22 protein-coding genes are annotated in these 23,139 nt (G+C 50.8%); 11 read left to right on the top strand and 11 right to left on the bottom strand.

The genetic code is table 11. The features are described from left to right. Positions 1 to 78: 78 nt before the first annotated feature. Positions 79 to 1,725 (bottom strand): DEAD/DEAH box helicase, encoded by a 1,647-nt coding sequence (locus NST99_RS12035; protein WP_341091877.1) that lies wholly within the window; start codon positions 1,723 to 1,725, stop codon positions 79 to 81. Between the two features lie 317 nt (positions 1,726 to 2,042). On the opposite strand from NST99_RS12035, the gene NST99_RS12030 reads away from it, so the two are divergent. The 4 genes from NST99_RS12030 (at position 2,043) to NST99_RS12015 (ending at position 6,226) form a co-directional block, all read left to right on the top strand. Next, complete coding sequence (locus NST99_RS12030) at positions 2,043 to 2,876, top strand: YitT family protein (RefSeq protein ID WP_341091876.1); 834 nt, start codon at positions 2,043 to 2,045, stop codon at positions 2,874 to 2,876. 161 nt (positions 2,877 to 3,037) lie between these two features. Continuing rightward, a complete protein-coding gene (locus tag NST99_RS12025) occupies positions 3,038 to 3,232 on the top strand; it encodes a hypothetical protein (RefSeq protein ID WP_038589654.1) in 195 nt (64 codons plus the stop codon). 238 nt (positions 3,233 to 3,470) lie between these two features. After that, positions 3,471 to 4,721 carry a putative glycoside hydrolase gene (locus NST99_RS12020; protein ID WP_341091874.1) on the top strand — a complete coding sequence of 417 codons (1,251 nt, stop codon included), beginning with the start codon at positions 3,471 to 3,473 and terminating at the stop codon, positions 4,719 to 4,721. A gap of 137 nt (positions 4,722 to 4,858) precedes the next feature. Continuing rightward, complete coding sequence (locus NST99_RS12015) at positions 4,859 to 6,226, top strand: MATE family efflux transporter (protein ID WP_341091873.1); 1,368 nt, start codon at positions 4,859 to 4,861, stop codon at positions 6,224 to 6,226. Positions 6,227 to 6,337: 111 nt separating this feature from the next. On the opposite strand, the gene NST99_RS12010 is transcribed toward NST99_RS12015, so the two are convergent. From NST99_RS12010 to NST99_RS11995, 4 genes are all read right to left on the bottom strand, one after another. Next, entirely contained in the window at positions 6,338 to 6,598 is a 261-nt protein-coding gene (locus tag NST99_RS12010; RefSeq protein WP_341091870.1) for a metal-sensitive transcriptional regulator, read from the bottom strand. Positions 6,599 to 6,612: 14 nt separating this feature from the next. Continuing rightward, the gene (locus NST99_RS12005) at positions 6,613 to 9,096 is read right to left on the bottom strand and encodes a CoA-disulfide reductase (protein ID WP_341091868.1); all 2,484 of its coding nucleotides are present in this window, start codon (positions 9,094 to 9,096) and stop codon (positions 6,613 to 6,615) included. A 127-nt stretch (positions 9,097 to 9,223) separates the two neighbouring features. Next, positions 9,224 to 10,195: a 6-phosphofructokinase gene (gene pfkA, locus NST99_RS12000; RefSeq protein WP_341091865.1), complete on the bottom strand. Its 972-nt coding sequence runs from the start codon at positions 10,193 to 10,195 to the stop codon at positions 9,224 to 9,226. Between the two features lie 66 nt (positions 10,196 to 10,261). After that, a complete protein-coding gene (locus NST99_RS11995) occupies positions 10,262 to 11,344 on the bottom strand; it encodes a tetraprenyl-beta-curcumene synthase family protein (protein ID WP_341091863.1) in 1,083 nt (360 codons plus the stop codon). 192 nt (positions 11,345 to 11,536) lie between these two features. Between NST99_RS11995 and NST99_RS11990 the strand changes: the two genes are divergently transcribed. Further along, the gene (locus tag NST99_RS11990) at positions 11,537 to 12,814 is read left to right on the top strand and encodes an MFS transporter (RefSeq protein WP_341091861.1); all 1,278 of its coding nucleotides are present in this window, start codon (positions 11,537 to 11,539) and stop codon (positions 12,812 to 12,814) included. A 187-nt stretch (positions 12,815 to 13,001) separates the two neighbouring features. Here the strand turns inward: NST99_RS11990 and NST99_RS11985 are convergent, their stop codons facing one another. Further along, positions 13,002 to 13,199: a cold shock domain-containing protein gene (locus NST99_RS11985; RefSeq protein WP_019911834.1), complete on the bottom strand. Its 198-nt coding sequence runs from the start codon at positions 13,197 to 13,199 to the stop codon at positions 13,002 to 13,004. Between the two features lie 172 nt (positions 13,200 to 13,371). On the opposite strand from NST99_RS11985, the gene NST99_RS11980 reads away from it, so the two are divergent. From NST99_RS11980 to NST99_RS11955, 6 genes are all read left to right on the top strand, one after another. Next, positions 13,372 to 13,605, top strand: coding sequence for a hypothetical protein (locus NST99_RS11980; protein ID WP_036702226.1), 234 nt, complete (start codon positions 13,372 to 13,374; stop codon positions 13,603 to 13,605). Between the two features lie 6 nt (positions 13,606 to 13,611). Next, positions 13,612 to 13,782: a hypothetical protein gene (locus tag NST99_RS11975; protein WP_341091859.1), complete on the top strand. Its 171-nt coding sequence runs from the start codon at positions 13,612 to 13,614 to the stop codon at positions 13,780 to 13,782. 210 nt (positions 13,783 to 13,992) lie between these two features. Next, positions 13,993 to 15,783: an oligoendopeptidase F gene (gene pepF / locus NST99_RS11970; RefSeq protein WP_341097625.1), complete on the top strand. Its 1,791-nt coding sequence runs from the start codon at positions 13,993 to 13,995 to the stop codon at positions 15,781 to 15,783. An 83-nt stretch (positions 15,784 to 15,866) separates the two neighbouring features. After that, on the top strand, positions 15,867 to 16,187 hold the full coding sequence (locus tag NST99_RS11965) for a LapA family protein (protein ID WP_341091858.1): 321 nt from the start codon (positions 15,867 to 15,869) through the stop codon (positions 16,185 to 16,187). 45 nt (positions 16,188 to 16,232) lie between these two features. Continuing rightward, positions 16,233 to 17,276, top strand: a complete 1,044-nt coding sequence (locus NST99_RS11960; protein WP_341091855.1) for a M42 family metallopeptidase — start codon at positions 16,233 to 16,235, stop codon at positions 17,274 to 17,276. Further along, positions 17,260 to 18,093 (top strand): hypothetical protein, encoded by an 834-nt coding sequence (locus NST99_RS11955; RefSeq protein ID WP_341091853.1) that lies wholly within the window; start codon positions 17,260 to 17,262, stop codon positions 18,091 to 18,093. Before NST99_RS11960 ends, NST99_RS11955 begins: the two co-directional genes overlap by 17 nt. A 190-nt stretch (positions 18,094 to 18,283) precedes the next feature. Here the strand turns inward: NST99_RS11955 and NST99_RS11950 are convergent, their stop codons facing one another. From NST99_RS11950 to NST99_RS11930, 5 genes are all read right to left on the bottom strand, one after another. Continuing rightward, on the bottom strand, positions 18,284 to 18,763 hold the full coding sequence (locus NST99_RS11950) for a DL-endopeptidase inhibitor IseA family protein (RefSeq protein WP_341091851.1): 480 nt from the start codon (positions 18,761 to 18,763) through the stop codon (positions 18,284 to 18,286). Positions 18,764 to 18,966: 203 nt separating this feature from the next. Next, entirely contained in the window at positions 18,967 to 20,907 is a 1,941-nt protein-coding gene (locus tag NST99_RS11945) for an ABC-F family ATP-binding cassette domain-containing protein (RefSeq protein WP_341091848.1), read from the bottom strand. A 69-nt stretch (positions 20,908 to 20,976) separates the two neighbouring features. Beyond that, positions 20,977 to 21,567, bottom strand: coding sequence for a TetR/AcrR family transcriptional regulator (locus tag NST99_RS11940; RefSeq protein WP_076112296.1), 591 nt, complete (start codon positions 21,565 to 21,567; stop codon positions 20,977 to 20,979). 47 nt (positions 21,568 to 21,614) lie between these two features. Then, on the bottom strand, positions 21,615 to 22,421 hold the full coding sequence (locus NST99_RS11935) for a DUF92 domain-containing protein (RefSeq protein ID WP_341091845.1): 807 nt from the start codon (positions 22,419 to 22,421) through the stop codon (positions 21,615 to 21,617). Positions 22,422 to 22,494: 73 nt separating this feature from the next. Next, complete coding sequence (locus NST99_RS11930) at positions 22,495 to 23,118, bottom strand: fumarylacetoacetate hydrolase family protein (RefSeq protein ID WP_341091843.1); 624 nt, start codon at positions 23,116 to 23,118, stop codon at positions 22,495 to 22,497. Between the last annotated feature and the right edge of the window lie 21 nt (positions 23,119 to 23,139).

Raw genomic sequence — 23,139 nt, 5'->3', positions numbered from 1 at the left:
CTAAATATGTTCATTTGTACAAAAAGAAGACGAGAACCGTTAACCGGTACTCGTCTTCTTCATTATTGCCGGTGCTGCTTAAATGTCGTAATCTTCGCGTTTAGCCGGACGGGTACTTGTGCTGCTTGGACGCGCCGATGGTTTGCGGTCGGCACTGCTGTCACGGTTGCCTTTGTAACCGCCGCTGCTGCTGTTGCTGCCGTAGCCGCTGCTGTAACCACCACGGGTTGTGCTGCCGCTGCTGCTGTCGCGGTTGCCTTTATAGCCGCCGCCATAGCTGCTGCCGCTATCACGGTTGCCTTTATAGCCACCGCCTGTGCCGGAACCAGTGCGGTTGCCGCCGTAGCCGCCATTAGGCTTGCGGCCGCTGCGGATGTCATTCTTGCCGCCGCGGCGTTTTGCACGGATCGGATCTTCCGGTGTCAATTCAACCTGTGTATCCTTGTTGTCGCCGGTAAGCAATTTCATTGCTGCGGAGAGCAGTTGTACAGAATCATATTGCTCCAGCAATTGAATCGCGATGCCTTTGTATTCGTTCAGCTCGCTGCCTTCTTCAACCATTGCCAGCAGACGTTCTGCAGTGATGCGTTGCTTGCCTTCAATTGCCTCAGCCATTGTTGGCAGCGGTTTGCGGGTAATCCGGTGACGGGTTACACGCTCGATCAGATGCAGGTGGTCCATTTCACGCGGAGTCACGAATGACCACGCTGTTCCTTCTTTACCTGCACGGCCTGTACGGCCGATACGGTGTACATAACTTTCCGGATCTTGCGGAAGGTCGAAGTTGATAACATGTGTTACACCGGAAACGTCGAGTCCGCGCGCCGCTACGTCAGTAGCTACCAGTACGTCAATGCTGCCGTCACGGAATTTACGCATAACCGCATCGCGTTGGTTTTGGGACAAGTCGCCATGCAATCCGTCAGCGGAATATCCGCGTTTCTGGAGGCCTTCGGCAAGCTCGTCAACCCGGCGTTTGGTACGTCCGAAGACGATTGCCAAATCTGGGGACTCCATATCAATCAGACGGCTCAGTGCTTCAAACTTCTGGCGCTCAGGAACTTCGATATAGGCTTGGTCAATCAATGGAGCGCTGATTTGTTTTGGAATTACGGAAACATGTTGCGGGTTCTTCAGAAACTGTTGGGCGAGACGTTGAATGTTAGGAGGCATTGTTGCTGAGAACAACATGGTTTGACGTTCTTCAGGCACAAGCTTGAGGATCGTCTGGATGTCTTCCATGAAGCCCATATCCAGCATTTCATCAGCTTCATCCAACACGATGGTCTGCACGTCATCAAGACGGATCGTCTTGCGGTTGATGTGATCCAGAAGGCGTCCAGGTGTTCCGATAATGATCTGTGGTTTCTTCTTCAATCCGCGGATTTGACGGCCGATATCCTGTCCGCCGTAAATAGCCAGTGAACGCAGACCCTTGAAGCGGGTCAGTTTGCCGATTTCTTCAGCAACCTGAATCGCAAGCTCACGGGTTGGCGTCATAATTAGCGCCAGGATTTTTTCTTCTTCCCGGGCAATTTTGGAGATGAGGGGAATACCGAAAGCGGCTGTTTTGCCTGTACCGGTCTGTGCCTGGCCAATCAAGTCTGCTCCAGTCAGCGCGAGCGGGATTGCCTGCTCCTGAATGGGTGTTGCTTCCTCAAATCCTAGCTCTGTGATTGCTTGAAGTACTTTTGGCTCCAAGCCGAATTCTGCGAATGTTTTCAAATTATTCATGCTCCTTCTATACAGTGGACATTCCACATGCTTGTCTGTATTCTTAAGTAGCGGTAAACACATTTATAGGCTGTCCAAACATGCCGTAATCTCTGCATGGTTTACGCGTATTGGGACGAAAAAATGTCCTATGATCAAGCTTGGTTATCTAGCCTGAACAATTGTAGCTTCACATCCGAAGCAATGCAAAAGTACCATTGTAACGTTCTACTCAAGAATATCCTATACATTATATCACAAACCCGATCAGGAATACCAGTGTATTCCTTTCTTTCATTACTTACATTACACTCTAGAGGTGAATTTGCTTGTTACGACTAAGACAACTAGGAAATTACCTTGCCATCATCTTGGGTTCGGCGATGATAGCAAGCGGCTTCAATCTGTTCTTAATCCCCCATCGGCTGCTAAGCGGAGGGGTATCCGGTGTGGCAATGTTAGTGGGTTATTTCACTCCCCTTAACATCAGTCTGCTATATCTGCTCTTCAATGTGCCGCTGCTTGTGGCAGGATGGTTTCAGCTCGGGCGCAGATTTATTATTCTCAGCATTTTATCCGTAGGAGCCACAACTTGGCTAATGACACTGGTACCGCAGACAGCTGTAGCGTCGGATATGCTACTTGCCTCCGTTTTTGGCGGAGTGCTGGTAGGTGTCGGCAGCGGCATTTCCTTTCGGGTTGGAGGCTCTACGGGCGGCTTTGACATTATCGGCTCCATTATTACGCGCTACCGCGACTTCCCGATCGGGAATGTGCTTGTAGGGCTGAATGGTATTGTCATTCTGGCCGCTGCCTATTTTGACGACAATTGGAATCTAGCCCTTGCTTCGATGGTCTCCATTTATGTGACCGGAAAGGTCGTCGACCTGATTCACATCAGTCATGTTAAAGTGACTGTCTACATCGTAACCACAAGAACAGACGAACTGCTTCAGCAGCTTCTGGGCCTGCAACGCGGGGTCACAAAGATCAAAACAGAGGGCGCTTATTCTCATGTGGAACGGGACATGCTAATGACAGTGACCACCCGCTATGAGCTCGCAGAGCTTAAAAGAATCATTAAAACCAGCGACCCTCAGGCTTTTGTGAACATTGTGGAAACCGTTGGAGTCATGGGTTCCTTCCGTAAAAGATCACATTGAAAGAAATGCGCATAAATTAAAATTGTGATATATTATACTCACGCAGGACCCTTACAATTTCATGAAGATTGGGATTTACCCCTCTTTTTTCAAGCACTTCGTTTTACGGGTGTACCCTGAATTCAATTCAGTACCATTCGAAAAAGGAAAGGGTGATTTTTATGGAAATGGAAACGGTAAAACTGTCAGCAATCGTCATGAGGTGGTATCCTGATATGATGCCGTTTCTCAAGCAGAATGAATTGAATTCCGTAATCGTTCTGCGTGACGGTCTGAGTATTCTGGAACCGGCAGATGCCATGGATATCATCCATTACAGCATTTGCGAGCATCAGAATTCTGCGTATCTTCAGTGAGCAAGACGTTTCGAAGCAAGTCTTCATAGTTGCCGCTTGGGGTTCGGCTATGTGCCGGGTCCGGGCGGCATTTACTTTTTAACAGGACCGTTTAAAATCTGTACATCCCGTTTATAAACAACAAGAGCGGTTATTTTTAACAGCCAAAAATTACAGGGATTGTTACAAGTCTGTTCTTTTTGGCAGCTGCCGTTCCTTTATACTTTAAGGGAATGTACATAAAGGGAGAGAATAGCAAATGAACATCACCTGGGCATTACTGATGATGGCCCTGGGAGGCGTTGGCGTGCCGCATGGCGGACACGACTCCGACGTGACGGCTGCATTGCAGTCCGCCACAAATCCCCCCATCGTCGCAGAGCACAGCAGCAATCCAAACGGAGCATCACCAAACGCCACAGGCGGCACCACATCCCCTACTCCGGTTACAAGCGCTTCACCCGGAACTGAAGCAGGAGGTACTGACGGCACGATTCTTGCCGATCCGCAGCCGGATGCCCCCAAGGTTAAAGGTATTTATGTGACAGCCTACAGTGCAGGCGGAGCACGGATGGAAACGCTGCTTAACCTGCTTGATAAAACGGAATTAAATTCCATGGTCATCGATATTAAGGATGATGCAGGATATATTACCTACAAGACAGACAATGCTGAACTTCAGAAGCTGGGTCATCCCCAGCCGTTCATCGGTGATATCAACAAGCTGATGACCCGCCTAAAGGAGCATGACGTATATCCGATTGCCCGGATCGTAGTCTTTAAGGACTCTGTTCTCGCCAAGAAGAAGCCGGAAATGTCATTCGTAAATACAAATGGCACAGTCTGGAGCAATAAAGGTGGAGACAGCTTCGTCAATCCCTATAATGAAGATGTATGGAAATACAATGTAGACATCGCCAAGGAAGCCGCCAAATTGGGCTTCAAGGAAATCCAGTTCGATTATGTCCGTTTCCCGGAAGGCTTCGAGAAACGTGCTGATACTCTTAAATACACCAAGAACGACAGACCACGTGTAGAAATCATTGGCGACTTCGTTAAATACGCCAAAGCAGAACTAAACCCGCTGGGCGTACGGGTATCAGTTGATATTTTCGGATACGCCGCTTCTGTTCCCGCTGCGGAAGGCATAGGCCAGGATTTCGTGAAAATATCGAAGAATGTTGACGTCATCAGCCCGATGGTATACCCAAGCCATTATTCAACAGGATGGTTCGATGTGAAAGACCCTGACAAAGACCCTTACGCGACCATTAAGGGTTCTATGGTCGATACACATAAGAAGCTCGACCCTCTGGGAAGCTACAAACCGATTATCCGCCCCTGGATTCAGGACTTCACCGCAAGCTGGCTTGGAAGCGGCCATTATGTGAAATACGGCAAGACGCAGGTAGAAGACCAGATCCGGGCTTTGAAAGATGAGAAGGTGGATGAATTCCTCCTCTGGAATGCTAACAACCGTTACACTTCGGGTGTAGATTACGAGAAATAATGACTACAGCAATTATCCTTGATGAAATCAATCAGCAAATATAAGCCAAGGCCCGGCGCCCTGCCGGGTCTTTTACTGATAATATAAGATTATATATTACCCACTTTTATAAAATTCAGATGACGAGGCACAAACCGATGATACATACTACTTCTCTTAAACAAAAGGCAAGCCAATTCCTGCATATTTTATTTCCTATTCTTGTTACGCAGATTGCGTTGTCAGCTATTACTTTCTTTGATACCAATATGTCCGGCAAATTCGGCACGAATGATCTGGCCGGCGTAGCCATCGGCACCAGCTTATGGATCCCGATTCAAACCGGTCTTAGCGGTATACTCATGGGTATAACACCGATTGTGTCCAATTTAATAGGCAACCGCCGGGATAAAGATGTCGCTTATCAGGTGACCCAGGGCATCTGGCTCTCACTGATTGTTTCTCTGCTCGTCCTCATGATCGGCGGTTTCGCACTGTCGCCTGTTCTTGATTTTATGAATCTGGAGCCGTCGGTAAGGAATATCGCTTTCCGCTTCCTGTGCGCCATTTCCTTCGGCATCATCCCTCTGTTCGGCTATACGGTAGTCCGCAGCTGTATCGATGCTTTAGGGCAGACAAGAGTTTCGATGTTCATCACGCTAATTGCTTTACCTGTCAATGTTGGGCTGAACTATCTGCTTATCTTCGGGAATTTCGGTTTCCCGCGCCTTGGGGGAGTCGGAGCCGGGGTCGCATCAGCTATCACCTACTGGGTGATCTTCGGAATTGCCCTGACCTTCATTTACCGATCTGATCCCTTCAAAAGCCTGCAGCTGTTCCGCAAGTTCTACGCCATATCGCTGGGCAGCTTCAAAGAGCTGCTTAAGATTGGCGTGCCTATCGGATTTTCCATCTTTTTTGAAACGGCGGTTTTCTCGGCAGTAACACTGCTCATGAGCCGGTTCGACACAGTAACCATTGCAGCTCATCAGGCGGCGATCAACTTCGCCTCCACCCTATACATGATTCCGCTCAGCATCTGCATGAGCCTGACGATTCTCGTCGGCTTTGAGAACGGGTCCGGCAGGCAGAAGGATGCCCGCCAATACGGCATTATGGGCATCGCCATGGCCGCCGTGCTGTCGCTGCTGACTGCTCTCGTCCTCTTGTTCGCCGGTGATTCGGTTGCCGGACTTTATTCTGACGAACCCGAGGTCATCTCCCTGATTCAGCACTTTTTAATCTATGCGATCTTCTTCCAGATCTCCGATGCCATTGCCACGCCGACGCAAGGGGTACTGCGGGGCTATAAGGATGTAAACCCGGCATTCATCATTTGCTTCGCCGCCTATTGGGTAATCGGCCTGCCTACAGGCTATGTCCTGGCGACTTATACCGATATGGGTGCCTACGGCTACTGGGTTGGCCTGATTACCGGTCTGGCGATTGGAGCCATTCTGCTGCTGACACGGCTAGTTAAAGTCCAGCGGCGGTTTGCCTTGGCCACCGGTGCCGGAGAACAATAATGCCTTGAAGTGCAGCACATCTTGTTACGGCATCAGGCCGAAGAAATGTGATGTTCTCGCAGTTAATTAAAAAGGAACAGCGCGTTCATCCGCGACTGTTCCTTTTTTGAGTTACCGGCTTTTCACAAGCAGTTCTACCGCTTCCTTAATCACTTGATCCGGTGAATTGCCCTGCTCCAGCTCCTCCTGAATGCATTGCTCCAGATTAGAGCCGATAACAGCACCCACCGTGCGGTCTACAGCTGTTCTTATTGCCGTCAGCTGCGTCACAATCTCCCGGCAATCCTGCCCTTCCTCCAGCATGCCCAGCACACCACGCACCTGGCCCTCAATACGCTTCAATCTGTTTTTGATCCCTTTATCATATTCCATACATCCCACATCCTTTAGATAAACAAATTCACACCTGAATCCTCTGCAGCTCCCAGATAACTGGCTACCCCGCCAAAATCGACGCCAGCCATTAATTCTTCCTGTTTGATACCCATAATGTCCATGCTCATCGTGCAGGCAATGATCTTTACGCCGGCATTCAGCGCACCCTGCATCAGCTGTTCCAGAGAGTCCACATTTTTCCGTTTCATTGCATGCCGTATCAGCCTTGCCCCCAGCCCGCCCATGTTCATTCTGGACAACGGCAGCTTTGTGGTACCTTGAGGCATCATCATTCCGAACATTTTGTCCAATCCTTTTTTCTTAACCGGAGAAGCATTTCTCTGACGCAGAACATTCAACCCCCAGAAGGTAAAGAACATAGTCACCTGCTTGCCCATCGCTGCCGCACCGGAGGCAATAATGAAGGAAGCAATCGTCTTGTCCAGATCACCGCTGAATACGATCATCGTCGTACCCTCCTTGACTTCAGGAGGCACTGCTGGCAAGGCTTCTCCCGTCACCCTGTTTAACCCTTTACGTACAAGAGCCTTCACTTTCCCTCCCGACACATCCACCGATTCCAGCGTATTCTGCGTCTTGAGGCACCACTGCTTAATATCTGCGGCAAACCCGAAATCCGTAGCAGCAATCTCCAGCTGCTGTCCTTCCTGCATGGACTTTACAGTCTCATATACTTTGAGTATAGGGCCCGGACACTGCAGTCCGCAAGCATCCAGCAACAGCAGCTGCTCCCCGCTGCCGCTTTGTGCCCTGTCACCTAAAGAATCCGGAGAAGTTGGTAAATGGGCTGCTGTATCTGCGCTGCTCTCCTCTGGCGGCAGGATGTCCTTCATTGCCATTACAGTATACGTTTTGTATCCACCATCAACATTCTTCACTCTGTACCCATGCTGACTCAGCATTCTTGCAGCAATATAGCCTCTAAGCCCTACCTGGCAGGATACCGCGATCTCCTGATCCGCTGGAATCTCGGCAAGCCTGTTTCTCAGTTCGGACAGTGGAATGTTCACTGAGCCGGGAATGGAACCTGCCAGCCGCTCCACCTCGTCTCTGACGTCGATGATCAGTCCGCCCTTGGCGGAGAAAGCATTCACCTCATGCCACTGCAGATTGCTGACTAATCCATCCATAACATTGGAAGCGGCATACCCGGCCATATTGACGGGGTCCTTAGCCGAAGAATACGGCGGTGCATAGGCCAGCTCTATATCTGCGAGCTCGTTCACTTTCAGCTTGCCGCGAATAGCAGTGGCAATAACATCAATCCGCTTGTCGGCACCATCTGCCCCCACAGCCTGTGCTCCGTATATATCACCATTGTCGGGATTGAACAGCAGCTTCATGGCAATCGGGGATGCCCCGGGGTAATAACCCGCATGTGAATTGGGATGGATATGAATGGCTTCATAAGGGACACCGAGAGCTGTGAGCGTCTTCTCATTGTTCCCGGTAACTGCTGAGGTCAGGTTAAAGGTCTTAATGATTGCCGTTCCCAAAGCTCCATCATAGGAGATGGCGTGACCGTTGATATGATCTGCCGCTAGACGGCCTTGCCGGTTCGCTCCCCATGCCAGAGAAACCATGGTGGGGAATCCATGATTGCGGTCCTTGACCTCGATGGCATCGCCGATGGCATAAATATCGGGATCGCTGGTCTGCAGGGTTGAACTGACCTTAACTGTGCCGCGGATTCCCAGCTCTAGACCGCTGTGGCGGGCAAGCTCATTCTCTGGAGTGACTCCAATTGCCATAATGATCATCTCGGTCCTGATCACGTCTCCAGAAGAAAGGCGCAGCATTCCGCCCTGTTGCTCAAAAGCCTCCACCCCCTCATTCAGCCTTACTTCCACGCCGTGCATCCGGAGATGCTCTTCCACAGGTTTGGCCATTTCCGGGTCCAGCGGATTGAGGAGCTGTGCACCGCGGTCAATAATCGTCACCTCAAGTCCACGTTCACGGAAGTTCTCCGCCATTTCCAGCCCGATAAAACCTCCGCCGATAACCGTGGCATGCTTAGGACGTATACTGTCTACAAAAGATTTAATCCGGTCCGTATCCGGGATATTTCTTAAGGTGAACACATTCTTGGCCTCTAAGAGACCGGGAATATCAGGCATAATCGGTCTGGCTCCCGGGGACAGAATCAGGATGTCATATGGAATATCCCCCGTCTCACCCGTGCGGACATCATGATAATGAACAAGTTTATGCTGGCGTACAATTTCCGTTACTTCAGTAAGCACACGCACATCTATGTTAAATCGTTCCTTGATGCCCTTGGGCGTCTGAAGAAACAGCTTATCGCGGGAATCAATAGCTTCACCAATATAATAAGGCAGTCCGCAGTTGGCAAACGATACATGCTCCCCGCGTTCAAACAGGATGATCTCATCCTGTTCATTCAGTCTCCGCAGCCTCGCGGCAGCTGTCGCTCCACCGGCAACGCCACCAATAATAATGATTGTTTTACCCATATTCTTTTCCTCCTTTTAATTATACCCCATGGGGTATATAATATACGGGTGGGGGTATATTGTCAAACACAAAAAACCGCCTATCTCTAGGCGGCTTGTGAAGCAGCATTTCCTGCTCTCTTGTATTCTATTGGGAAAGACGGGAAGCCAGCTCGTACAATTCCGTATCGAAATCTTTCTTCGTATTCACCACAATATCGATATCGGTAAGGGTCAGCTCGCCTTTAATAATGCCGCAGCCTTTATCCGATTCGCCTTCAAGCAGTTTGCGAACAGCAAAGTCACCCAAACGGCTTGCCAGGTTGCGGTCTCCTGGAGTCGGAGTACCTCCGCGCTGAATATGACCCAGAACCGTTACGCGGGCATCCAGTGAAGCATGGCGGTCTTTCAACGCTTGTGCAACGTCTTCGCCCTTGCCTACGCCTTCAGCGACAATAACGATACTGTGGCGTTTGCCTCTGGCAAAGTTGTCACGCATCCGGTCAGCCACCTCGTTGAGGTCATAAGGCATTTCCGGTACGAGAATGGTTTCCGCTCCGGAAGCCAGGCCTGCATGAAGAGCAATATCTCCGCAGTGGCGTCCCATAACTTCTACAATGGAGGAACGTTCATGCGAGGACATGGTGTCACGAAGCTTGTTAATGGCATCTACAACTACCCCTACTGCTGTATCGAAGCCAATCGTGTAGTCCGTGAAAGAAATGTCATTATCAATCGTACCCGGCAAAGCCATTGTCTTAATTCCCAGCTTGCTGAGCTTGTTAGCTCCTTTGTAAGAGCCGTCACCACCGATAACCACAAGGCCGTCGATGCCCATTTCATTCAGGATGTCCGCACCTTTCTGCTGACCTTCAGGCTTCACGAATTCAAGACATCGCGCAGACTGCAGAATGGTACCTCCACGTTGAATAATATCGCCTACACTGCGCAGATCCATCGGGAAAATGTCCCGGTTCAGCAGACCCTGATAGCCGCGCTGGATACCATACACTTCAACCCCGTAAAAAATTGCGCTGCGCACTACCGCACGCACAGCGGCGTTCATGCCCTGTGAGTCTCCTCCACTGGTCAATACTGCGATTTTTTTAACATTAGTCATCCTGTTTGTTCCTCCTTAAAATTGTGCGGTGCCCATCCCTTGCTCAGGAAATGCGCTCCACGACATCTAATACATGTGTTTGCGGATCCAGCGGCTGTTCACAAAAAAGAACAGTCTGGTCAGCGGGCTCTTTCTCATCAGACGCTTCGATACCGTGCGAACCTCCCGCTGTTCGCTGACTTTCGGATCGGATAAATAAAGTGCCAGAAGCCCCTCGATCACCATGCGGTGCATGGAGGTCTCGGGAAGATTACGGACATCCTTACGGGCCCACTCCACGATGGAAGCAATCCGGTTCAGCATAGTATCTGAATTGTCATAATAATTACAGAAATTAAGATCACCGCCGGCCCGGTCTTCATCCTGATCGATCAGGTAATCCAACATAATGTGCAATCCGCAAAGATGCGGAAAATACGCAGCACGAATCGAAACCGATGCCGATTTAGTCAGCTTGGGGTCGCAAGAGGCCAGAAAAAGCATGAATACCCCCAGTGTGGAACCTGTTGCTGCTGCAAACTCGTTCCATTGAAGATGCGGAGCACGCTTTCCCTCTTGCGCCCACCACTCCTTCAGGGCATCTTCCCTGAGTTCGGGGCTTATGTGCTTATAAACCTGCAAATCCGTATACAGTACAGCCAGATCATGAATCTCCGCGACCGCCGAAGCATACCCGGGCAAAAGCGCGGTCATCTCCTGACACTTGCGGACCAGCCTGTACAAATATCCGCCGTCATTCTGCTCGCTGCGCAGCGCATAATAATTAACAGGCTCTGCACCGGGGGTAATTGCGTCCAGCATGGATTGATGCAGCAGCCTGAAATCGGCAGGATCCAGCGAAGTACTGCGATCACATAAGTTGTCCAGATAATCACTGATCGTTTGATATGCGACAATTAACGGAATCAATATATGTCTCATTGACAAATTACCGGCGGCATAAATTCCGCCGCCTTCACAATGAAACTGCTTCGTCTCAATGCTGGCAAGCGCTTGCTTGCGGAGCTCGGGATCGGGAATCCCTTCCGCATCCTGGCGCCAGAAGGCCAGACTTTCCCGCACTTCCGGCAGCACGTACTTGTAGACCCTGTTCATAAGCCCAATAGGACCCCGCGGGCTAAGGTAACGGCCTTGCTCAAATTCACTCAATGACAGTGCCTCCACATTGTTGTCTCCTTATCCAAATCATCATTATTATAATATCATCAACGTATTTGTACAAACAACAAAATCACTTTCGCAAAAGGCTGAAAGATTCAGAAATACCTCAATTTTAACAAACATGCCGACTTTTCTTTATGCTATACTATCCGTATTTGATATCCGGAGGAGTGCAACTTCATGTATTCAGGACGGACCGGCGGCCGGTACAGCGATCAGAACTGGCTGCGATCCTTTATGTTCACACTCTACGGCACAAGCGTGCTGGTAGTTTCCTATTTCCCGCTATTCTATACCCATCTGGGCTTCAGCAGCCCTCAGGTCGGACTGATATATTCTGTCGGACCGCTGATCTCCATTCTTTCCAATCTGTTCTGGAGCATGGTCAGCGACCGGCTGGGCACGATCAAAAAGATCATGGCTATCCTTCTTGCAGGTCAATTGGTAACTGCACTAATGCTGGCTAGAGCCACCGGCTTTACAAGTGTTATGCTTATTATTTCCCTTTTCTATTTCTTCTATTACCCGGTTTTTCCGCTTGCAGACACTATGGCCATTAAAATAGCGCAGCGCCACGGACGCAACTTCATCGCCATACGCGTGTTTGGCTCTCTCGGGTATTCCTTCTTCGCGCTCACCATCGGCTACGTTCTGCGGGCCTTAGGTCCTTCCTACAGCATTACCGTCTGTCTTGTTATCATTGCTGCCGCACTCCTTATCACCTTCGGGCTGAAGGATGCCAAGCGGAATGATGAAGCAACCGGGAGCAGTGTCAGCTCTGGAGAGCCCCCTGTCAAGAGCGGCGGACTTAAAGAAATTTTACTGCAAAAGGAAGTGCTGTGGTTCTTCGGCTGTGTATTCGTAATCGCCCTCGGCCACAGAATGAATGAAGCTTTTCTAACCCTCAGCCTGAAAGGAATGAATGCCGGTGATGAAGTCATCGGCTGGGCACTGCTCGCTTCGGCACTAAGCGAAATCCCTGTGTTCTTTTTGCTCAGCAAATATGGAGAAAGATTCAAAGAGCTGCCGCTGCTCGCGATTGGCAGCCTTATGTATGCCTTGCGCTTTCTGCTTATGTCGCTGGCCGATGTTCCCGGGGCCGTTATCGCTATTCAGGCGATGCACAGCATTTCGTTCGGAATTTTTTATGTGACGGCCGTCCGGTACATTACACGGATTATTCCCGACCATCTGCGTGCAACAGGACTCGCTCTCTTCACAGTGGTGTGGTCCAGTGCCTCCGGCCTGCTAAGCGGCACATTCGGAGGCCTGATTTATCAGGACGCCGGACGCGAAGTTTTTTACCTGGTGGCCACGGGCTTTTCGCTGCTCGCCTTCCTTGGGTTTCTCGGCAAGCATCTCGTTGATGTTGGAGGAGGCCCCGGACGTTATTTTAACCGTAAAATAAAACCTGCCGCCAGCAAGCCGCCGGATTCGCCCTTCCCGCCTGCTCAATAAAACAAGAGACCTTACTGCCCAGACTATGGCCGGTAAGGTCTCTTCTCTATAATAAAAAACACAAATAAAAAAACACAGTTCCCGAAAGAACTGTGTGGCTTGTAAGTTGATGGTTACCACTCTTGCAAGTGCTTTGCCATAAATCAAATATATATTGCGGCTGACAGCTGAACTGTCCGGCCGTTTCTTATAATTTAACTACGTTAGCTGCTTGAGGACCACGGTTACCGTCAGTGATATCGAATTCAACTGCTTGACCTTCGTCCAAAGTCTTGAAACCGTCGCCTTGAATTGCTGAGAAGTGAACGAATACATCTTCGCCGCCTTCTACTTGAAGGAAACCATAACCTTTTTCTGCGTTAAACCATTTTACTGTACCTTTCAAATGAACAACCTCCTAAAAATACCGCCATATATGGCGTATGCTTACATTATAACCCAACTATTTCTGCAACGCAATCCATGAATTTCCTATATTAGTGATTTCATTTGCTTTTCCCTTCCCCGGTGCGTTATCATTGAGCCAAAAGCCAAAAATCGCCAGGGTGGTAATGATAATGATCAAAAAACATGAAATATACAAAACAGACAAGTGGAACATGATGACTGTCGAGGTTCAGGGACGCTATATTATTCTCCGTGAAATTTCTGATCAATGGGGAGAAGAAACGCATACCTTTATGAGCCGTCCGGCCATGATGCAATGGGTTAACAACCGGTTCAACAAAGAATCCTATAAAGATAATGAAGAAGAATACAAGAATATCATCGCTGCCTTCAAGCAGGTATAACCGGACATGGATAACGAGAATCTCGTAATATATGTAGTCGTTGTTCTATGCCTGGGAGCTGTGCTGATTATGGGCAAAGACAAGATGCCGCCGCGCATGAAGCGCGGCATGGCCCTGACTGCCGTAATCCTGATTGCCTTGGCTTTTGTCTTCATTATTTATAGCTTTCTCGCATAACTTCTGTAAAATGTGCTTAAGCGTTAATAATCAGAATTTGGCAAGGGCATACTAAGCTGACTTTAAGATCTAGGAGGCTGCAGTATGTCCTTTCGCGCCAAATCCCTGCCGCTTCTGCTTGCGCTCAGCCTGCTGCCGGGCAACTATTCCGCTTCAGCTGCGCCGCAGAAGATTATGCCTACTACATCCCATCATTCAAGGAGGATTTCTATGGAACAATTATTAAAGAGAAGTGAAGTGCCCGCCGAGAACCGCTGGAAGCTTGAAGATATGTTTGCTTCACAGAAGGAATGGGATGCAGAATACGCTGAAGTTAAAGAGCTGATCAAGAAAACAGCTGGCTTTCAGGGAAAGCTTGATTCTTCCGACAAGCTGAAGGCCTGCTTCGAGCTCGATGACCAGCTGTCGCTGCTGACTGAACGCCTCTATGTATATGCACATATGCGTCAGGATGAAGATACGGCTGCCCCAACCTATCAGGCACTTACCCAAAAAGCGAAAAAGCTTAGTGTCGAAGCCGGAGAAGCTCTCTCTTTTGTAACACCAGAGATTCTGTCCCTGCCGGATGAGACTTTGGACCGGTTCATTGCTGATCCTTCCTTATCGGCTTACACGTTCACCTTGACGGAAATGAAGCGTGAAAAGGCGCATGTCCTGTCCAAAGCGGAAGAAGCCCTGCTCGCCCAGGTTGGTAATATCTCCCAGGCACCGCAGACGATCTTCAGCATGCTGAACAATGCGGACCTGAAGTTCCCCAAGGTCAAGAATGAAGAAGGCAAGGAAGTAGAGCTGACACACGGCAGCTATATCCAGTTCCTGGAGAGCCCTGACCGCGAAGTGCGGCGGAATGCTTTTAAGGCAGTCTACGAAACTTACGGCAAGCAAAAAAACACCATTGCCTCGACCCTTAGCGCAAATGTGAATAAGAATGTATTTTACTCACGTGTGCGCAAGTACCCGTCCGTTCTGGAAATGTCGCTGTACGGTGACAACATTCCAAAAGAGGTATATACCAACCTGATCGACACCATTCACGAAAGCCTGCCGCTGATGCACCGTTACATGAAGCTGCGCCAGAAGCTGCTCGGGGTTGACGAGTTACATATGTATGACCTGTTCGCTCCGCTTGTGGACGAATATAAGCTGGATATAACCTTTGAAGAAGCCAAGAAAATCACCAAAGAAGGCCTGAAGCCTCTCGGCGAAGATTACCTGAGTGTGCTGCAGGAAGGTTATGACAATGGCTGGATCGATGTTTACGAGAATGAGAACAAACGCACCGGCGCCTACAGCTGGGGTTCCTATGGCACCCATCCTTATGTGCTGCTGAACCATAACGACAACCTGAACAGCATGTTCACGCTGGCGCATGAAATGGGCCACGCCCTTCACTCCTACTATTCGGACAATGCGCTGAAATACCGGGATGCACAGTACACCATTTTCCTTGCGGAAGTGGCTTCCACAACTAACGAAGCACTGCTGATGGATTATCTGCTGAACAAGTCGACCGATCCGAAGGAAAAAATGTACCTGCTTACCTATTACGCCGACCAGTTCCGGACTACAGTATTCCGGCAAACAATGTTCGCCGAGTTCGAGAAAATCATTCACCAGCGCGCGGAAGACGGCGAATCGCTTACTCCGCAGGATCTTTCGGCTGTGTACTATGACCTTAACGTCAAATACTATGGCAAAGACATGGTTGTGGACAAAGATATCGAAATGGAATGGGCACGGATTCCGCATTTCTACAACAGCTTCTACGTCTACAAATATGCTACCGGCTTCTCGGCTGCAACCAGCTTTGCGAAGCAGATTCTTGAAGAAGGCCAACCGGCGGTGGACCGCTACCTTGGCTTCCTGAAGAGCGGCGGCAGTGACTATTCGATCAACATTCTGTCCAAAGCCGGAGTAGATATGTCTTCTCCTGAACCGATCCGCGAAGCTATGAGCGTATTCGAAGGCGTGATTGAGCAAATGGAACAGTTGACCAAATAAGGCAGAAAGCTTAGTATTACATTAATCCCTTGCCCTTTGCGGGCGAGGGATTTATATTGTCATACCGTCTAGGAGGAAATCATATGAAATTGCAATGGTCGCTTATTCTCGGTCTTTTCTTCGCTCTGCTTACTGCTGTGTTCGCAGTCATGAACGTCGATACGGTTCCGGTTAATTTCGGTTTTGATGTTGTCAGCATCCCGCTCATTCTCGTCATTCTGGGCTGTGCGCTGATCGGTGGAGTCGTCGTCGGTTCTTACGGCATTTTCCGCCAGTATAAGCTGCAGAAGCAGATTAAAGGACTGACAGCAGAGCTGAACAAACTGCGTGATGCAGGCAGTTCACTGGACGATCTGGGTACACAGTATGACAGCCTTTCCACAGAACACACTACTCAACACTAGGTCTCTGGGTCTCTATTTCTTAATCATGAACAGGAGGGCTTAACCTTGCTTACCATTCAGCCTAATGAAGACTATATTCTCTCTATTCTCAAAAAACTGCTGGATACTCCAAGCCCCAGCGGATTCACGGCCCAGGTCATGAATCTTGTGGCTGAAGAAGCAGCAGCCTTGAACGTGCCTTTAAGCTGGAACGAAAAGGGCGGCGTTATTCTGACCGTCCCCGGCCTTGATCCTTCGCGCACCATCGGTATCAGCGCCCATGTGGACACCTTAGGCGCTATGGTACGGTCCATTAAACCGAACGGAACACTTCGTCTCACTTCTGTCGGCGGATTTACCATGAGCAGTATTGAGAATGAATACTGCGTCATACATACCCGTACCGGACTTACCTACACCGGCACCATTCTGACCAGCCATCCTTCGGTCCATGTCTATCCGGATGCGCGCGATTTCAAACGCGTTGAGGAGAATATGGAGATTCGCATCGACGAACTCGTCTCCACCAAGGATGACGTATTGAAGCTCGGCATTGGCGTCGGAGACTTTATCTCCTTTGATGCCCGCGCAGTGATTACGCCAAGCGGTTATATCAAATCCCGCCATCTGGACGACAAAGCTAGTGTGGCTGCTCTGCTAGGCCTGCTGGAAAGCATGAAACGCGAAGGCTGGAAGCCGCTGCACAACCTCTCTCTGCTGATCTCTAATTATGAAGAGGTTGGACACGGAACTGCCTGGATCCCCGGAGAGATCAACGAGTTCATCGCTGTCGATATGGGCGCGATGGGTGATGACCTGAGTTGCAAGGAGACCGATGTGTCCATCTGTGCAAAGGACTCCTCCGGCCCTTACGACTATGCTATGACCGGCCGCCTGATCGATCTGGCGAACAGTCTGGCCATTCCGTTCGCGGTAGATATCTATCCGCAGTACGGTTCCGATGCCTCCGCTGCATTAAGAGGCGGCAACAATATCCGCGCCGCGCTGATCGGCCCGGGCGTGCATGCGTCACACTCCATGGAGCGCACGCACAAGCAGGCCGTGCTCAATACCGCTAAGCTGCTTGCCGCTTATGTCGGTACAAACTGAAACCGGCAGCAAGCTGCAGCGGATTTTACGACGAAAACACTGGCTGATTGCCGTTGCGGTGCTGCTCATGTTTATCTTGATTACGGTGATAGCCATTATAATGGCTAAACCGGATACACAGCCTGCGGAGGTCTTTGACGGCCTCCCTCATGCCTACTCCTATCTGGAGGCGGAAACTTCGGGCAAGGTTCAGCTGCACATGATGTCGCTGGAACCAGAAGATATCGTCCTGCGTCCTGCCGGTGCCCCCTTGCGGCAAATCGCCGCATATGGCATTAACGGCGGCTTCTTTTATGGGACCGACCTCCTGTCGATAGCCATCATGAATGATAATCCGTCGAGCGGAGCCCGGGGAGCCTACGGCTCCGGCTGGTTCAATGCCAAATACGCCCGAGGAACGATGGTTTGGGATGGCGCAAGCAGCAAGCTGTCAGTGCAGGTCGTTTCCTCCGGCGGGGAACTGGAGGTCAGTGACCGCTCCAACTATTGGGCTCAGGGTGGAATCAGCATGAATCTGCAGCATGAAGAGCTGTGGGCGTTGTCTGCTGCCGCAGAACATCTTCCTAATGCTGATGAGCAGCGGATGCGCTCCGGCCTGGTCTACGATAGCGCGGGCAAGCTGTGGCTGATCGTCACTCCAACGCTCAGTACAGCGGAAGAGTTCCGCACAGCCGTTCTGCAGCATGTCCCCGGAGAAGGCAGAGAAGGCATCTTTCTGGACGGTGACGGCTCCTCGCAGATGAACGCCGATGAGGCTGTATTAACCGGCGATTCGCGTCCGGTGGTGCAGATGATTGCCGTGGCCGGGGGAAAATAGACCGTTTAGCGGGTTAAACATGAAGGCAGGCTCAGTCAGCGGAATCGGACTGAGCCTGCTTTTTTTAAAAGATAAGAATTTATATGTTTCACGCTATAAATTATCCTTCTATTTCTCGCTGAAACGGATACCGTCCTTTTGAGGACGGCGAAGCCGTTTCCACTTGTTGTGCAAATAATCTTAATCCAGTTTACCGGCAGGGCTGATACCTTGGATCACCGGCCTTATTACTCCGGTCCAGAATCGTAAGCCGCTCCCCGGATCTGGCGATCAGGTAACGGATGATTTCAGTTCCTTCATCTGTATCTACGTCAAAGGACAGGCTGGCCGTAACCCTAAGTCTAGTTGATGTACGACTCGTAACCCGAAGTCTCCGGGGATAGTATGGCAGGGGGCCTGTATCTCCTGCAATCACGTACAATCTTCCATTTCTTGTCACAGTAAGCAGATTACAGAACATTCTATTGCTCAAAACAATACCCCAATATCTTCTGAAATAAGCCAGCACCTTGGCTCTTGTACTGAATCTCAGCGGCAGCCGTAAATATTCCCTTCCGTCCACAATGATTACTCTGTTAGTATCAGCCGAGTAAAACACTTCAACCCAGACCGACTCCGCATTCTCTATAAACCTTTTCAATTCTCCGACAGACTGAGTTATTCTTGGCATAACATCTCCTCCTCCCTATTACTGTATTACGCTAACAGCAATTGGAGCGGGTGATAGACTACATAGGTTAAGAGAATTTATCCTCTCTAAAATGAAACAACAAACTTTCATAACCGCATATCAAAAAGCAAGCCGACCTCCATTAGCAACGGAAGCCGGCTTGCTGTGCATGTTCATCTTATTCTCTTAACTGATCCCTAATCTTAAGCTTTGCCAGCGATTCGCTCTGCCAGCTCATTCAGATACGTCCAGCGCTCCATCAGGCGTTCCAGCTCTGCTTCACCTTGCCGCTGCTGGTCCACAAGCTCCTGCAGCCGGCCAGAGTCGGCAAAAGCGGCCTCCATCTGCGCAGTGATATCTACCAGATGCTGCTCCGCCAGCTCAATTTGCTCGTCGATCCCCTCATATTCGCGCTGTTCCTTGAACGTAAATTTCAGCTTCTCCCGGGCTGGAGGGGAGGTCTGTGCATTCTGGCTCTGGTCCGGGGCAGAGCTGCGTTTGCCTGCACCCGCTGCTTCGTCTTTGGCATTATCACTGCGGGCAGTAACGTTCTTCGCCAGCCACTCCTCATATTCACTGTAGTCACCGACATGCAGCCGGATCTGCCCGTTCTCAAAAGCGATCAGCTTATCCACCGTACGGTCCAGAAAATAACGGTCATGCGATACAGTGAACACTACGCCGGGAAATTCATCCAGATAATCCTCCAGAACGGCGAGCGTCCCGATATCCAGGTCATTGGTCGGCTCATCCAGCAGCAGCACGTTGGGCGCCCCCATCAGTACACGAAGCAGGTAGAGGCGTCTTTTCTCGCCGCCGGACAGCTTGGAGATGGGCGTCCACTGCATCGCCGGAGGGAACAGGAAACGCTCCAGCATCTGTCCGGCCGTTATGACGCTGCCGTCAGCAGTGCGGATGATCTCTGCCTCTTCCTTCACATATTCGATTGCCCGCATGGTGTCATCCATATCTTGATGCTCTTGTGTAAAGTAACCCAGTTTGACCGTTGCACCCAGTTGAACCTCGCCGCTGTCCGGCTGAAGTATGCCGGCAATCAGGTTAAGCAGTGTTGACTTACCACTGCCGTTTGGACCGACAATCCCTACACGGTCCTGTGGTACGGCGATATAGGTCAGATCCTTAATCAGTGTCCGGCCGTCCAGTGCTTTGGTAAGATCTTTCATTTCAATGATTTTGCGGCCCAGCCTGGTCGAAGCCACGGAAATATCCATTGCTCCAGCCGAAGCGCCGCCCTGGCTTTCCTTCAACTTCTCAAAGCGGTCGATTCGCGCTTTCTGCTTCGTGGACCGTGCTTTGGCTCCACGGCGAATCCAGGCCAGCTCTGTTCGCAGCAGATTCTTGCGCTTCTGCTCGGCGGATGCTTCCCGCTCTTCACGGTCCGCTTTCAGCTCCAGGAACCGCGAGTAGTTCGCTTCATAGCGGTACAGACTCCCTCCGTCCAGCTCCAGCATGACACTGGCTACCCGTTCCAGGAAATAACGGTCATGGGTAACCATCAGCAGCGCTCCGCGCCGCTTCTGCAGATACTGCTCCAGCCATGCCACGGAGTCGGTATCAATATGGTTGGTCGGCTCATCCAGAATCAGCAGCTCGGAAGGTGTAATCAGGGCGGCCGCGAGTGCTACACGCTTGCGTTGTCCCCCCGAGAGTGTCTCCATCAAGGCGTCAAAACGGGTGATGCCGAGCTTCGTCAGCACGGTTTTGGCTTCACTCTCCAGATGCCAGGTTCCGGCGGCATCGATAGATTGCCCGATCCGCACCAGTCTGCCCTCCAGTCCGGCGTCGCCGGGATTCTTCTCCAGCAGGGCCATAATCTCCATATATTCACGCATGGTAGCAAGCTCAGGATCATCTCCTGCAAATACCTGCTGCAGCACGGTATTGCCTGGTTCATAGGGCGGATTCTGCGCCAAATACTGCACCCGTACACCGTTGCCGATTGCGATTTGTCCCTCGTCGGCGGTATCCAGCCCGGCGATGATTTTTAAAAAGGTCGATTTGCCTGTTCCGTTCACACCGATGACACCAATCTTATCCCGGTCATCCATACCAAACGATGCATCACGGAACAAAATTTTCTCTCCATAACTTTTGGAAAGATGTTCCACGGTCATAATATTCATACGCTGTCCCCGCTTGCCTTATATTTTCATTACCGATTTATGCTGCGTTTAGTTGACCCTATTGGCCGTTTAATAGCCGTTCTCCGCATTCAGACTGCCGATTGCCCCGTGAATAAACAGCGCCGCAGCAAATTTTGCCCGCTTATACGCGTCCTCTTCCGTAAAGGAGGGTTGAAACAGAATATCCATCTTCAGCCTGTCCAGCATCCCGATATAGGATTGAGCCATCAGCTCCGGTTCGGAGGCCCCGCCTTCCAGGAGCACCTTCACCACGGCCTGCATATATTCCTCCATAAAAAGCGCCATATAGGCCACCAGCTCCGGGTTGTTGTTGGGAGCCCGGAAGAACAGCTTGGTGTGCTGCTTGCGCTCGTAATAATACATCAGATGATGTTCGGCGATCACCGCCAGCTTCTCTGTCGGAGCTGTACAGTCCTCCAGCTTGTGCTCAAGCTGCTGCATGAAGCCCTCGCAGTCGCGGCGGGTGACAGCCATAAACAGCTCTTCCTTGCTTTTAAAATATAAATAGACTGTACCCTTAGCGATTCCCGCATGTTCCGCTACTTCGGACATTTTCGTCTCGTAGAAACCTCCTGAACCGAAAAGCTCATAAGCGGCATCCAGAATGGCAGTATGCTTGTGATTTGCTGCACTGCTCATCCGGTTCACCTCCTGACTATATAGCACATTGCTGTATTGTTGACTTTCTAACTGGCTGTAAAGCCGATCAGCAGCGCGGCAGCGCCGCCGATGACCGAACTCAGCGCATTGACCGCGTCGTTGTCCATCCAGCGCCAGCCCCGGGCATACACCGTGGGCTGACCGCAATGCTGCGAGGCTTCCACCTCGCGGCCGCACTTGGTGCAGCGGTTCATCCGCTGCACCGTAGCGCCCAGGATCGAGTCGGCGAAAGCGCCGGCGAGACCGCCCGCGAGTCCGGCGAGCGCAAGCCGCAGGAAGGAATGGTCCGGCATGCCGGAGACCGCCCGGAGCGCCCAGGAGGCAACTCCAATGAAGGCTCCGCCTGCGGCGGCGGCCAGAGTGCCCGGCAGCGAAACGCCGCCGGAGGTTCCTGCCTGGAGGACTTTGCCCGTGAGGACCGACCGCGGAGATTTCTTGGATAGCGTGCCAATTTCAGTGGCCCATGTATCCGAGGTCACGGTTGCCATTACGCCGATAAAGAGAAATCCCCAAATTTCCAGGGGATAAATGGCATTCAGCAGGACGAGCAGCATGCCCATTCCGCCGTTGGCAAACACTTGCCCGGCATCCCTTCGTCCTGTCTTGTCATACGTCAGCTCCAGTTCGGCCTTATTCTCATGGTGAAGTTTAGATAACATACTGGAAGAGATGAAGAACAGCAGCAGGATACCGAACCAGAAGGCATTTCCGGCACCAAAATAAATGGTCCCCATAACAACCGCCGCCAGCATGCCGGACAAGCTCAGCGACTGTTTGGCATAAGCCGCTCCGGCGACCAGCAAAGCGCCGCAGGCACCGATCACCCATAACATAGATTCAACTCCGCTTCTGCAAGAATAAGCATCTTCCGCAGACGAATCTCCGGAAGACGAAGACTGATTAAGATTAACCGATCAGGCAGGTGCCCATAAGCTTCTCGCCCCAGTACAGCTCAAAGGAATCGCCTGAAACAACCGGACCTACCCCGGCAGGGGTACCCGTGAATATCACATCATCTTTGCCAAGCCCGTAGCGGGCGGCAATGAATTCAACAATCTTTTGCAGCGAGAAAATCATGTTCTGCACATTCCCGCGCTGCACTTCCACCCCATTCTTCAGCACAGTGAAATCTGTTGCTTCCAGCTCCTCCTGCTCTGGAAAAGCAATATAAGGGGTGAGCGGAGCAGCGTTCTTGAAGCCTTTGGCAGCCGTCCATGGCAAGCCTTTCTTCTGCAGATCATTATGCACGTCACGCAGGGTGAAATCCAGGCCAAGCGCCATGACATCCACCAGTTCCTCCACGCTCATGCCCGGTACATAATCACGCGCGATGCGCAGTACCAGTTCACCTTCATAGTGAATAAGTCCGGCATCCTGCGGGAGATGAATAATGGCCTTATCGAGAGATACCGCCGCATGGGAGGGCTTCAGGAAGATCAGCGGCTCTACCGGAACCTGGTTTCCCAGCTCCTCGGCATGTAATTTATAATTGCGTCCAACACAGTATATGTTATTAACATCTGCACACATTATAATCAGCTCCTTTTCCCG

Source organism: Paenibacillus sp. FSL L8-0470 (assembly GCF_038008625.1).
Lineage (GTDB): Bacteria > Bacillota > Bacilli > Paenibacillales > Paenibacillaceae > Paenibacillus_AQ.
Note: the sequence above shows the minus strand (reverse complement) of the source record. Positions and strands in the feature narration are given on the sequence as shown.